This window comes from Variovorax sp. J22G73 (assembly GCF_030317035.1).
Taxonomy (GTDB): Bacteria; Pseudomonadota; Gammaproteobacteria; order Burkholderiales; family Burkholderiaceae_C; genus Variovorax.
On record NZ_JASZYK010000005.1, the window covers coordinates 239,758 to 252,519 of the forward strand.

Annotated in this window: 14 protein-coding genes; 12 read left to right on the forward strand and 2 right to left on the reverse strand. The window is 69.7% G+C overall.

All coding sequences use genetic code 11. The features are described 5' to 3' along the window. The first annotated feature begins 295 nt into the window (after window positions 1-295). The 10 genes from QTI51_RS20560 (at window position 296) to QTI51_RS20605 (ending at window position 10,410) form a co-directional block, all read left to right on the forward strand. Window positions 296-1,960 (forward strand): ShlB/FhaC/HecB family hemolysin secretion/activation protein, encoded by a 1,665-nt coding sequence (locus tag QTI51_RS20560; protein WP_286515427.1) that lies wholly within the window; start codon window positions 296-298, stop codon window positions 1,958-1,960. A gap of 66 nt (window positions 1,961-2,026) precedes the next feature. Continuing rightward, window positions 2,027-3,847 (forward strand): DUF2341 domain-containing protein, encoded by a 1,821-nt coding sequence (locus QTI51_RS20565; protein ID WP_286515428.1) that lies wholly within the window; start codon window positions 2,027-2,029, stop codon window positions 3,845-3,847. Window positions 3,848-3,860: 13 nt separating this feature from the next. Next, window positions 3,861-4,271 carry an ExbD/TolR family protein gene (locus QTI51_RS20570; protein WP_116913185.1) on the forward strand — a complete coding sequence of 137 codons (411 nt, stop codon included), beginning with the start codon at window positions 3,861-3,863 and terminating at the stop codon, window positions 4,269-4,271. 10 nt (window positions 4,272-4,281) lie between these two features. Then, the gene (locus QTI51_RS20575; RefSeq protein ID WP_286515430.1) at window positions 4,282-5,019 is read left to right on the forward strand and encodes an energy transducer TonB; all 738 of its coding nucleotides are present in this window, start codon (window positions 4,282-4,284) and stop codon (window positions 5,017-5,019) included. Window positions 5,020-5,090: 71 nt separating this feature from the next. Then, complete coding sequence (locus QTI51_RS20580) at window positions 5,091-6,902, forward strand: putative porin (protein WP_286515431.1); 1,812 nt, start codon at window positions 5,091-5,093, stop codon at window positions 6,900-6,902. A 13-nt stretch (window positions 6,903-6,915) separates the two neighbouring features. Further along, complete coding sequence (locus tag QTI51_RS20585) at window positions 6,916-7,683, forward strand: HlyD family secretion protein (protein WP_286515432.1); 768 nt, start codon at window positions 6,916-6,918, stop codon at window positions 7,681-7,683. After that, window positions 7,680-8,618, forward strand: a complete 939-nt coding sequence (locus QTI51_RS20590; protein WP_286515433.1) for a peptidylprolyl isomerase — start codon at window positions 7,680-7,682, stop codon at window positions 8,616-8,618. The genes QTI51_RS20585 and QTI51_RS20590 overlap by 4 nt, the downstream gene beginning before the upstream one ends. 43 nt (window positions 8,619-8,661) lie before the next feature. Further along, entirely contained in the window at window positions 8,662-9,261 is a 600-nt protein-coding gene (locus QTI51_RS20595) for a YbjN domain-containing protein (protein ID WP_286515434.1), read from the forward strand. Window positions 9,262-9,263: 2 nt separating this feature from the next. Beyond that, window positions 9,264-9,584 carry a hypothetical protein gene (locus tag QTI51_RS20600; protein WP_116913183.1) on the forward strand — a complete coding sequence of 107 codons (321 nt, stop codon included), beginning with the start codon at window positions 9,264-9,266 and terminating at the stop codon, window positions 9,582-9,584. A gap of 64 nt (window positions 9,585-9,648) precedes the next feature. Then, complete coding sequence (locus tag QTI51_RS20605; RefSeq protein ID WP_286515435.1) at window positions 9,649-10,410, forward strand: SDR family NAD(P)-dependent oxidoreductase; 762 nt, start codon at window positions 9,649-9,651, stop codon at window positions 10,408-10,410. A 78-nt stretch (window positions 10,411-10,488) separates the two neighbouring features. On the opposite strand, the gene QTI51_RS20610 is transcribed toward QTI51_RS20605, so the two are convergent. Continuing rightward, window positions 10,489-11,010: a GNAT family N-acetyltransferase gene (locus QTI51_RS20610; protein ID WP_286515436.1), complete on the reverse strand. Its 522-nt coding sequence runs from the start codon at window positions 11,008-11,010 to the stop codon at window positions 10,489-10,491. A gap of 59 nt (window positions 11,011-11,069) precedes the next feature. Continuing rightward, window positions 11,070-11,438 (reverse strand): nuclear transport factor 2 family protein, encoded by a 369-nt coding sequence (locus QTI51_RS20615; protein ID WP_286515437.1) that lies wholly within the window; start codon window positions 11,436-11,438, stop codon window positions 11,070-11,072. Between the two features lie 129 nt (window positions 11,439-11,567). Between QTI51_RS20615 and QTI51_RS20620 the strand changes: the two genes are divergently transcribed. Then, window positions 11,568-12,398 (forward strand): helix-turn-helix domain-containing protein, encoded by an 831-nt coding sequence (locus QTI51_RS20620; RefSeq protein ID WP_286515455.1) that lies wholly within the window; start codon window positions 11,568-11,570, stop codon window positions 12,396-12,398. Window positions 12,399-12,479: 81 nt separating this feature from the next. Beyond that, window positions 12,480-12,755 (forward strand): hypothetical protein, encoded by a 276-nt coding sequence (locus QTI51_RS20625; protein WP_286515457.1) that lies wholly within the window; start codon window positions 12,480-12,482, stop codon window positions 12,753-12,755. The last annotated feature ends 7 nt before the right edge of the window (window positions 12,756-12,762 follow it).

A 12,762-nucleotide genomic window follows, 5' to 3' on the forward strand; every position in this document is an offset into this window, starting at 1 on the left:
AGAGGCAAGGAAAGCGGCCATCGAAAGCCGCGTCGATCCACGCACCTCGCCGCGCTGATTTCATCGCCGCGTCACAAACGAAGGGCCTCCCATGCGGAGGCCCTTCTTCTTATGCGCCGCAAACCAGTGGCACCTGACCACGCCCCATTTTCTTGATGAAGTTTTCGTGACAAACGGCAGTCGCCGCGCGCGTGGCCCGTCTAGAGATACGTAAGCAAGTGCTGATGGATGTTTGTCATTGTCAGCACGCGCCAAGCAAGCTTCATCTTTGAGAACCGAGCTGTAAATGCATGAAATGAAGAAGAACGGCCCACCGATACGCTGGAGAGCGGTGTGGCTGGCAGTGATGGCAATGGGTGCCCAGGGAGCGGCCCTTGCCCAGGCCTCCGGGCCCTCCGCACCCCCTGCGAATCCGCCCGCCGCGGCGAGCGCCGCACCCGCTGCACCTGCTGCCACGCCGGAGTCGACCCGCAAGGTCGACATCGCCGAATACATCGTGCGCGGCAACACCGTGCTCGACGCACGCGCCATCGAAAAGGCGGTCACGCCCTTCCTCGGCCCCGAGCGCACGCTGAAAGACGTGGAGGCCGCGCGCGACGCGCTGCTCGCGGCCTACCAGGCGGCGGGCTACCAGTCGGTGTACGTCGACCTGCCCGAACAGCAGGTCACGCAGGGCGTGGTGTTCCTGCAGGTCAACGAGACCCGCGTGGGCCGCGTGCGCGTGGTGGGCGCCGAGTACAACTCGCCGCTGAACGTGCGCGAGCAGGTGCCCGCGCTGAAGGAGGGCGGGGTGCCCAACTTCACGCAGGCGCAGGCCGAGCTCACCGCGCTCAACCGCGGCCCCAAGCGCCAGGTGATGCCGCTGGTGCGCCAGGGCAGCCTGCCGGGCACGATGGACGTGGACCTGAAGGTCGACGACAGCAGCCCCTGGCGCGCCAGCGTCGGCCTGAACAACGACTACAGCGCCGACACGCGCAAGCTGCGCGCCAGCGCCTCGCTGGGCCACGACAACCTCTGGCAGATGGGCCACAGCGCCTCCATCAGCTTCTTCGGCGCGCCGCAGGACCTGAGCCAGACCAAGGTGTTCTCGGCCTCGTACAACGCGCCCTTCGCCGGCACCAACTGGGCGCTGGAAGCCAACGCCTACACGTCGGACAGCAACGTGGCCACCGTGGGCGGCACCAGCGTGCTGGGCAAGGGCCACTCGGTGGGCGTGAAGGCCATCTACACGCTGCCCAACGCGGGCAACTGGTGGCACGCCTTCAGCCTGGGCGTGGACTTCAAGAACAACAAGGAAGCGCTGCAGCTCAAGGGCACGGGCGACACCGTGCCGCTGAAGTACGCGCCCATCACCCTGTCCTACACCGGCCTGCGCCAGACCGAGAAGAGCCAGTACGGCGTGGGCCTGTCGCTGGTGGTGGGCACCAGCAGCTCGTTCAAGTACGGCAGCGACTGGGCCGCCTTCGACTACAAGCGCTACAAGTCGTCGCCCAGCTTCATGGTGCTGAAGACCGACTTCAACGGCACCCACACCTTCGACGGCGGCCAGCAGCTGGGCTTTCGCGTGAACGCGCAAATGACCGATTCGCCGCTGGTCTCCAGCGAGCAGATCGCCGGCGGCGGCATGAACTCGGTGCGCGGCTACCTCTCGGCCGAGGCCACCGGCGACTACGGCGTGGTCGGCTCGCTCGAACTGCGCAGCCAGCCGCTCACCTTCCTGGGCAGCTGGGTCGAAGGCTGGCGCGTGTACGGCTTCGTCGATGCCGCGCGGCTGCGCCTGAAGAGCCCGCTGCCCGAGCAGGCGGACAAGTTCCAGCTCGCGTCGGTGGGCGTGGGCACGACCTTCAAGGTGGGGCAGTACTTCTCGGGCCGGGTCGATTTCGGCTACCCGCTGAAAGACGGCCCGCGCACCAAGCGGCACGACGCGAACGTGAATTTCAGCCTGACCGCGAACTACTGACGACGCGGCTGGCGGCCTTTTTCCTTTTTCAATTTTTCTCTCTACGAGTTTTCCGGAGAACCTGTCATGCGACGCATTCTTTTCATCGTGCTCACGCTGCTGAGCACGCTCCTGCCGAGCCTGGCCCACGCCTGGTGGCAGCCCGAGTGGTCCTACCGCAAGCCCGTCACCATCGACGGCGGCCCGCAGGCCGGCGCCATCGGCAGCGATGCCGGGCGCGTGCCCGTGCTGGTGCGCCTGCACACCGGCAACTTCAAGTTCGAAGGCGTGAGCGAGACCGGCGCCGACCTGCGCTTCGTGGCGGCCGACGACAAGACCGTGCTCAACCACCAGATCGAGCAGTTCGATCCGCTGCTGGGCATTGCGCTGGTGTGGGTGGACGTGCCCAACGTGTCGGCCGGCACGCCGCAGAAGCTGTGGATGTACTACGGCAACCCCAAGGCTCCGGCCTCGGGCAACGGCCAGCGCAGCTTCGACCCCGACTACACGCTGGTCTACCACTTCGCCGAAGGCGCGGTGCCGCCGCGCGACACCACCGCCTACGCCAACAACGGCCAGACCGCGGTCGTGCCGGTGGAAGGCACCGTGATCGGCAAGGGCGCGCAGCTGGGCAACGGCGCGCTCATGCTGCCGGCCACGCCGTCGCTGGCCGTGCAGGCCGGTGGCACGCTCACCTTCTCGGCATGGATCAAGCCCGACCAGCTCGGTGCGCGCCAGGCCATCTACGCCCGCCGCGACGGCGCGGGTGAACTGGTGGTGGGCATCGACCAGGGCGTGCCCTTCGTGCAGGTCAACGGCCAGCGCAGCACGCCGGGCCAGCCGGTGCAGGCCGGCCAGTGGTCGCACATCGCGGTGAAGGCCGAAGGCGACAGCGTGGCGCTGTACGTCGGCGGGCGCCCCACGGTGTCGGTGGCGGCCAAGCTGGCCGCGATGAACACGGCCGCCGCCATCGGCGCCGATGCACCGGCCGCTGCCCCGGCCCCGGCCGCGAACGCGACTGCCACGGCTGCTGCAGCCGCTGCAACCTTCGCCCCCTTCACCGGCGCCATCGACGAAGTGCGCCTGTCGAAGGTCGCGCGCACCGACGCGCTGCTGCTGGCCGACGCCGTTTCGCAAGGCGCCGAGTCTCGACTGACCGTGTTCGGCCCCGACGAGCAGCAGGCCGGCAAGAGCCACTTCGGCTTCATCCTGGCCGCGATGCCGCTGGACGCGTGGATCGTGGTGGGCCTGCTGGGCCTGATGATGGCCGTGTCATGGGCCATCATGATCGCCAAGGGCCGCCACTACGGCGCCACCGCGCGCGCCAACACCACCTTCATCGAGCACTTCCGCGAAGCCGCGGGCGCGCCGCTGGACCGCCTGGCCACCAACAACACGGTGCCGCAAGAGGTGCGCGCCGACTCGTCGCTGTGGCGCCTGTACGAAGTGGCGGTGGACGAGATGCGCCGCCGCCATGACCGCGGCTACGACCTGAGCGCGGTGTCCAGCGCCACCATCGGCGCCATCCGCGCCGCCATGGACGGCGTGATGGTGCGCGAGATCGAGCGCATGTCCAAGCGCATGAACTGGCTGTCGACCACCATCGAAGGCGCGCCGTACGTGGGCCTGTTCGGCACGGTGATCGGCATCATGCTGGTGTTCGTCGTGGCGGCCATGGCCGGCGCGGTGGACATCAACTCGGTAGCCCCGGGCATGGCGGCCGCGCTGCTGTGTACCGCCGCCGGCCTGGGCGTCGCGATTCCGGCGCTGTTCGGCTACAACTGGCTCGCCTCGCGCTCGGACGCCATCACCGCCGACATGGCCGTGTTCGTCGACGAGTTCGTCACGCGCCTGGCCGAAGAGCAGGGCGAAGGCCGCACGCGGCCCACGGCTTCGGCACGGGCCTGAGGAGCGCACCGCCATGGCAACCCCAGCCAAGTTCGCGCCGCGCAGGCGCACCGGCGGCATCAACATCACGCCCTTCGTGGACGTGCTGCTGGTGGTGCTGGTGATCTTCATCCTCACCAGCAACGCCAGCATCCCGGGCATCAAGGTCGACCTGCCCAAGGCCAGCGCCTCGGTGGCGCTGGAGAAGCCCAAGACCAAGGCCATCACCATCGACAACGCGGGCAACGTGTTTCTCGATGCCTACCCGGTGACGCTGCCGGAGCTCGAGGAGCGCCTGCGCACCGAGAAGGCGCTGTCGCCCGACTTCCCCGTGATCGTGCGCGGCGATGCCAGCGTGCAGTACGCGAAGGTGGTCGACGTGCTCGACCTGCTGCGTCGCATCGAGCTGAACCAGATCGGCCTCGTGACCGGCAAGCAGAAGTGAGGAACGCAGAGTGAAACCTCGCGACGCGAGTTCTTCCCCGGCCACGCACCGCACGGTCGCGCGGCGCCCGGCCGGGCTGTGGCGGCGCTGGGGCGGGTGGGCGATCGGCCTGGCGATCGCCGCCGCGCTGGTGGCGCTGGTGTGGCACCTGCTGGCCGACACCGCGAGCACGCGGCGCGTGGTGGCCGACGCGCCCATGCTGATGCTGCCGCCCCCACCGCCGCCGCCGCCCGAACCCGAGAAACCGCCGGAGCCCGTGCCTGAAAAGGTCAAGCCCGAAGTGGTCGAGAAGGAGCCCAAGCCGGTCGAGCCGCTGGAGCCCCCGAAAGACGACACGCCCCCCAGTCCCTCGAAGGACCTGGGCGACCCCGTGACGATGGACAGCGCCGCGCAGGCCGGCAACGACGCCTTCGGCATCCAGGCCGGCAGCGGCGGCGGCATGAGCGGCACCGGCGCCGGTGGCGGCCTGGGCAGCGGCTCGTACGCGCGCTATGTGTCCACGCTGCTGCAGCAGGCGCTGTCGCGCGACCCGCGCACGCGCCAGCTGGTGTTCGACGACATCCAGATCGACCTGTGGCTGGGCGCCGACGGCAAGACCACCCGGGTGCAACTGGTGCGCGGCACCGGCACGCCGGACATCGACGAGGCGGTGCTCGCGCTGCTGCGCGGCCTCGACCGCGTGGACGAGAAGCCGCCGGCGTCGCTGCGCTTTCCGATGCGCGTGTCCATGAAGGGGCGCCGGCCATGAAGCACCCCGAACCCTCCGCCAAGCCGGCCAGGCCGGCCAGCGGCGTCCCATTCAATCCTGTGAACGAAGCGATGAACCATCTCAAGAACATCTCCCAACGGGGCACCCTGCCGGCCCTGCGCCAATGCGCGCTCGCCGCGGCCGCGGCCTGCGCGCTCGTCTTCGCGGCGGGCAACGCCGCCGCGCAGGCGGCGCCTGCCAGCACCGCCGACAGCGCCATGGTCAAGCTCATTCGCGGCCTGATCCAGAGCGGCACCCTGGCCAAGGACGTGGGCGAGGCCTTGCTGGCCCAGGCCCAGACCGAAGCCATGGCCGCCCAGGTGGCCGCGCAGCAGGCGCAGCGCATGGCGGCATCGACCACCGCGGCGTCGGCAGTGGCCGCGGGCTCGGCCGGCGGCGTGCGGCTCGAAGCCGGCGACGTGCGCGTGCCCTACATCTCGCAGACCGTGCGCGACCAGATCCGCGACGAGGTCAAGGCCCAGGTCATGGCGCAGGCCAAGGACGAAGGCTGGGCCGCGCCCAACGAAACGCCCGAGTGGAGCAAGCGCATCCGCGTGGAAGGCGACGTGCGCGTGCGCAACGAGTCGCGCGGCTACGCGGGCAACAACAGCAACATCGAGATCAACTGGGCCGAGCTGAACAAGGGCTCGGGCTACGACGTCAACCCCAACACCAACCTGGCGCTGCCCTCGATCCTGAACACCCGCGAAGACCGCCGCAACCTGTTCCGCGCGCGGGCCCGCCTGGGCGTGTACGCCGAACTCACCGAGAACACCAAGGCCGGCGTGCGCCTGGCCTCGGGCAGCGACGAGAGCCCCGTGTCGACCACCCAGACGCTGGGTGGCGGCCTGAGCAAGAAGAGCGTGTGGCTCGACCAGATGTGGATCTCGCACAAGCCGGTCGACTGGCTCACCGTGACGGCGGGGCGCTTCGGCAACCCGTTCATGTCGACCGACCTGCTGTACTCGAACGACCTGAACTTCGACGGCATCGCCGCGCAGTTCGAGAAGAAGCTGGCCTCCAACCGCGACCTGTCGCTGTTCGGCACGCTGGGCCTGATTCCGCTGGAATACTCCTCGGACAACGCGCCCAGCCGCAGCCAGACCAAGATGAAGAGCGAGAACAAGTGGCTGCTGGGCGCGCAGTTCGGCGCCGACTGGAAGATCGACGAAGACAACCGCGTGCGCGGCGCGCTGGCGTACTACAACTTCCGCAACATCAGCGGGCAGGTCTCGCAGCCTTGCGCGCTGTATGCCGGCGCCGACGGCTGCAGCACCGACTGGTCGCGCCCGGCGTTCATGCAGAAGGGCAACACGCTCATGCTGCTGCGCGACATCTCGCTGGACCCGCTCAACCCGGCCGGCACGCCGCAGCCGCAGTACGTGGGGCTGGCCTCGAAGTTCCGCCTGATCGACCTGAACCTGCGCTGGGACACCGCGGTGGCGGGCAACAACCTGCGCCTGGACGCCAACTTCGTGAAGAACACGGCCTACGACTCGCGCGACATCTGGAACCGCGCGGGCCTGCGCGGCGCCATCGTGAACAACTTCGGCGCCACGGGCGGCACCGGCCAGTCGGACTTCAAGAGCGGCGGCAACGCCTACATGGTGCAGGCCACCTACGGCAAGCCGGCGCCCACCGCGCGCGGCGACTGGAACGTGCTGGCCGGCTACAAGCGCATCGAGCCCGACGCGATGCCCGACGGCTACAACGACTCCACCTTCCACGGCGGCGGCACCAATGCGCGCGGCTACTTCCTGGGCGGCTCGTACGCGATCGACAAGAACATGTGGTTCACCGGCCGCTGGATCTCGACCAAGGAGGTCTACGGCCCGCCGCAGGCCATCGACACCCTGCAGCTTGAATTCAATGCGCGTTTCTAAGAAGGAGCCAGCCGTGTCCAGAGGAAACACAGTCCCGGCGCTGCTGCTTGCGCTGCTGGCGGCCACCGCCGGCACAGCGCACGCGCAGCAGGCCGGCGGGCAGAGCATGGAGGAGCGGCTGCGCGCACAACTGCGCGCGACCACCACCCAGCTGCAACAGGCGCAGAACGAACTCGCGGCGCTGAAGGCGGGGCAGCCCGCCACGGGTGCCGCGGGCACAGCGGCCGGCACGGCCACCGCGGCGGCCCCCAAGGCGGACGTCGATGCGCTCAAGAAGGAACTGGCGCAGAGCCAGTCGCAGCTCGCGGCCGAACGCCAGGCGCGCGAGGCCGCCAACGCCGGCAGCCAGCAACTGCGCCAGCAGGCGCAGGCCACCGGCGAGAAGGCGACCGCGCAGATCGCGCAGTACCGCAACGCCTATGACGAGCTGCTGAAGATGGCGCGCGCCTCCGAAACCGAGCGCCAGCGCCTGGCCGCCGACGCCACCCTGCAGCGCACCGCCCTCACGCAGTGCGAGGCGAAGAACACGCAGCTCTATGCCGTGGGCCAGGAAATACTGAAGGCCTACGAGACCATGGACGTGGGCAGCGTGCTGGCATCGCGCCAGCCCTTCGCCGCGCAGAGCCGCGTGAAGTTCGAGCAGATCGCGCAGCAGTACGGCGACAAGCTGTACGACAGCAAGTTCGACGTGCGCGCTGTGGGGGCGCCGGCACCGGCTGCCGCACCCGCAGCCACGGCACCAGCGGCACCAGCGGCACCTGCTGCAGGAGACAAGCCATGAAGCGCTTCCAGTCATCGTCGGCCGCCGCGCTCGTGGTGCTGGCGTCTTCCGTCGGCGCGGTCGGCGTGGCCCATGCACAGGCGCCCGCGCCCGTCGCCACGCCCGGCAATGCCGTGGTGGCGCGCGTGGGCGACGTCACCGTCGGCCAGGACGAGGTCGAGAAACTGCTGCAGGCGCTGCCCGAAGCCGAGCGCGCCGCCGTCAAGGCCGACCGCGCCACGCTCGACGGCTGGCTGCGCCAGCGCCTGCTGGGCGAGGCCGTGCTGCGCGATGCACGCGCCAAGGGCTGGGCCGACCGGCCCGAGGTGAAGGCCAAGGTCGACGCCGCCACGCGCGAGATTGCCGCGCGCATCGTCAGCACCAGCTACCTGGAGTCGGTGAGCCAGGTGCCCGCGGGCTTTCCTTCGGACGCCGAGGTCAAGGCCGCCTACGAGCAGGGCAAGACCGGCTACAACCTGCCGGCCGCCTACCGCGTGGCGCAGATCTTCCTGGCCACGCCCGACAAGGGCACCGCCGCCATCGCCAAGGTGCGCGACGAGGCCGGAAAGCTCGCGCGCCAGGCCCGCGGCGGCGACTTCGCGGCCGTGGCGCGGGCCAGCTCGCAGGACAAGCGCAGCGCCGAGCGCGGCGGCGAGGTCGACACGTTGCCGCTCGCGCGCATGCTGCCCGAGCTGCGCGACACCATCGCGCGGCTCAAGCCCGCGCAGGTGAGCGAGCCCGTGCAGTCCGAGGCGGGCTTCCATGTCGTGAAGCTGCTCGACGTGACCCCGGCGCGCACCGCCACGCTCGAGGAAATGAAGCCGCAGCTGCAGGCCGCCTTGCGCCAGCAGCGGCAACAGCAGCTGGTGCAGGCCTACCTGGCACAGGTGGCGCCGGCCACCGCGCTGAGCATCGATGCCGCCGCGCTCGATGCCGCGCTGAAAAAGACGAACTGATCCATTCCAACCACACACACACAACAGACACACAGGGCCAACCATGAACAACACAACGACGCCTGCAGCAGCCGACGACATCGCGACGGCACCCCTTGCTAACACTCAAGCCGACACGCTTCCCGACATGCTCGACGCCGTCACGCCCGAGCAGGTGTCCGACGCCATCAAGGCCGCCGGCGCGGCCGTCACCACCATCGAGCAGGACGGCGTGGTGCGCCTGCACAGCGCCAGCCACGGCATCGGCTTCCAGGTGCTGTGGGGCAACCCCGTGACCACCACGCAGTACACCGACTTCACCCTGAGCTGCCCGCTGCATGTGCAGGGCGGCACGCTGCCCGAGGCCGTGCTCGCCGCATGGCACCGCACCAAGCGCTTCGCGCGCGTGGCGCAGCACGGCGACTTCGTGGTGCTCGAGATGGACGTGGTGGTGGCCGGCGGCGTGAGCCCCGCCTACCTGGCCTTCGCGGTGCGCCTGTGGATGCAGATGATGGGCGAGTTCTTCCTGCACCTGCGCAACTACGGCCCGGCCTCCGAGACCCGGCCCGACGCTGCGAACGCAGCAGCCGCGAACGCAGCGGCTGCGAACACTGCGGCCGCGAACACAGCGGCCGCGGCCCAGGGCGAAGCAGCGGCCGCCTGACGATGCGCGCCACGCATCGCAGCGGTGGCACGGCGGCTGGGGCGCGCTTCGTGCTGCCCGCCGACATCCACGACTCGCCGACCACCCGCGCCATCACGGCCACCGGGCGGCAGGCGCAGCGCGCACGCCGGGCCGAGACCGTGCGGCAGAAGCAGCGCGCCGCCTTGCTCGCGCTGCTGGCGCAGACCATGGCGGAGTTGAACATCTCGATGGCGGAGCTGAGCGCGGCGCGTCGCGCGCATGCAGGCCAGGCGGGGCATGTCGGGCATCTCGGGCATGAAGTGCATGACGTGCATGAAGGGGCGGCAGGCGACGGCGAGTGAAGAGGGCAGGGCGGCCCTGCGAGTTCTGGCACGATCCGGGCGCAACCAGCTCGGGATCTTCCACATGAACGTCAATTCGACAACCGACGGCGCGCTGCGTGTCGCGTTGGTCACCGGCTCCACGTCGGGCATCGGCGCGGCCATCGCGCGCCGGCTCGGCGACGCGGGCTACGCCGTCGTGCTCCATTCGCGCAGCTCCGCCGACACCGGCCGCGCCATGGCCGCGCAGATGAGGCAGGCCGTGTACGTGCAGGCCGATCTCGCAGTGGAGGCCGACCGGGTGCGCCTCGTCGACCAGGCGCTCGCCGCGTGGGGCCAGCTCGACGTGCTGGTCAACAACGCCGGCATCAGCAAGGTCATCGCGCACGGCGACCTTGCCGCCGCCACGTCGGCGGTGTGGCACGAACTGCACGAGGTCAACGTGGTGGCGCCGTTCCACCTCGTCACGCTGGCCGAGCCCGCCCTGCGCGAAGCCGCGCGGCGGCTCCGGGCGGGCAGCGTGGTCAACATCAGCTCGCACGCGGGCGTGCGGCCCAAGGGCGCGTCCATTCCGTACGCGGTGAGCAAGGCGGCGCTCAACCACATGACCCGGCTGCTCGCGCTGTCGCTGGGGCCGGACATTCGCGTCAACGCCGTCGCGCCCGGGTTGGTCGACACGCCCCTGACCGCCGACTGGACGCAGGCACAGGCGCTGTGGCGCGATCGCGCGCCCATGCACCGGGCCGCCACGCCCGACGACATCGCCCACGCGGTGGCGATGCTGGTCGACTCGGACTACCTGACGGGCGAGGTGCTGCTGTCGGACGGTGGGTTGAACCTGACATAGGGCCGGCGCGGGCAGGGACCTGCACGATCCTGGTCCTGGTCCTGGTCCCGAGCCCCGCGGCGTTTCACGTGCTGCGCTTCACCTGATTCGCCAGCACATGTGCAGCTCGTCGTGCAGGTCTTCGCCGACCTTCAACGCTCCCGGCTCCCTGCCGAAGGTCTCGAAGCCCAGCGACTCGTACAGCGCGATGGCGGCGGCATTGCCCGCGTTCACGCCCAGGTTCACCTGGCGCAACCCGGGCACCGAGCGTGCCAGCGCAAGCGCCTGCAGGAGCAGGTCGCGCCCCACGCCACGGCCCCGCGCCTCGGGCGCGACGTACATGCCGAAGATCATTCCCTTGTGCCGCAGCTTGCGCATGCCCTCGCGCCGCAGCACCACCATGCCGCACAGCACGTCGCCGTCGAAGGCACCGAAGACGCCGTTGTCCGCGTGCACGGCAAGGCGGGCGGCCACGGACTCGGGCGTGAGGTTTTCTTCTTCCTCGTAGCTGGAGCCGAAGGCGGTGGGCTCTTGAACGAGGGCAGACAAGCGCAAGGCCTGGAAGGCGGGGGCGTCGTGCGGGGTGAGGCGGCGGATGTGAAAGCGTTCGTCCGGGTTCATCAAATGCGTCTTGAAATGCGGCTGCGGCAAGAAAGGTGTTCGGCAGAACGCCCGGGCTTTCAGCGCGGCGTTCTCTGCGCCGGATCGTAGAAGAAGGTCTCGGCCACCAGGCGCTCGCCCTCCCAGCGCTGCCACGCCACTTCTTCCATGCGCGTGGCGGTGCCGTCGAGCCACTCGAATTCGAACACCCAGCGGATCGCGACGTGGTCGCCCTGCACGAGCGCGGGCCGCACGCAGCGGGAGCGCATCGCGCGGGCCTTGGCGTGGATGGCGTGCTCGCGCGCGATCGCTGTGTCCCGCCCGATGCGCGGCGGCGACTGGTTTTCGTGCACCGCGGCATCGGGCGCGTAGAACGCCTCGACGGCCTCGGCATGGGCGTCGGCTTCCACCAGGGCAATGAAGCGTTCGAGCGTCTCGGGTGTGGGCATGGCGGGGCCTTTCAAAAAACAGGGGAGGCCGCCACTGTGCGCCCCGGCGCGCCCTCGCGTCGATTACCTGCACGTCATGACGCCGGGGCGTGCCTGGCCTATGCTGCGCCGATGCATGACCAAGCCCCGATGCCTTCCTTTCAGCTCGGTGAACGCCTGCGCGGCTGGCGCGAGCGCCGCGCGCTGAGCCAGATGGCGCTGGCGCTGCAGGCCGAGGTGTCGACGCGCCACCTGAGCTTCGTGGAAACCGGCCGCGCGCAGCCGGGCCGCGAACTCATCCTGCGGCTGGCCGAGGAGCTGGAGATCCCGCTGCGCGAGCGCAACGTGCTGCTGGCCGCCGCAGGCTTCGCGCCGGTGTTCGAGCAGCGGCCTTTCGAGCACCCGTCGTTCGACCCGGTGCGCGCCATCATCGACGTCACGCTCGCGCGGCACCGGCCGTTTCCGGCCTTCGTCATCGACCGGCACTGGAACGTGGTGCGCAGCAACGGCGGCGTGCCGGCGATGTACGAGGGCATCGACGCATCGCTGCTGCAAGCGCCGACCAACGTGGTGCGCCTGATGCTGCACCCGCTGGGCATGGCCCCGCGCGTGCAGCGCCTGGCGGCATGGCGCTCGCACTTCGTCGTGCAGATGCGCCGCCAGTTCGACCTGACCGGCGACCCCGGCCTGGGTGCGCTGCTGCGCGAGGCCCTGGCCTGGCCCGGCGGCATGGCGCCGGTGGACGAATCGACCGGCGGCCCCGCGATGACGCTGGACATCGACACGTCCATCGGCCGGCTTTCGTTCATCAGCGCCATCACGGTGTTCGGCAGCCCGGTGGACGTGACGCTTCAGGAAATCGCGCTGGAGGTGATGCATCCGGCGGATGCGTTCACGGAAGGGGCGGTGCGGGAGGCGTCGGAAGAGCGGGAGGCACGAAGCGACTGCCAAGGCAAGGCCGCTGGCAACGCGCGAAAGTAAGTCAATGCGACGGCCGTCGGAGGCGGGTTTGCGTCGGATATCCTGCACGCCGCAACGTTTTTTGAAGCCCCGAAAGAACCCATGGAAGAAGTGAAGATCCTGCAAATCATGCCCGCCGAAGGCTGGGTCGCCGTGTACGACGGCGGTGACGACGGCGAGATGGAAGAGGCCCTCGCCTGCTTTGCGCTGGTGTCGGTCGACTACCAGAACGGCGACGGCCCGCAGACCGAAGTGCGCGGCATGGCGCCCGACGGCAAGGCGCTGTCTTTCGTGGAAGACGCGGAGAACTTCGTGACGGTTCGCCGCGCCGAAGAAGCGGAAGAAGACGAGGACGACGAGGAAGAGTCCGAAGACTGAAGAGGGT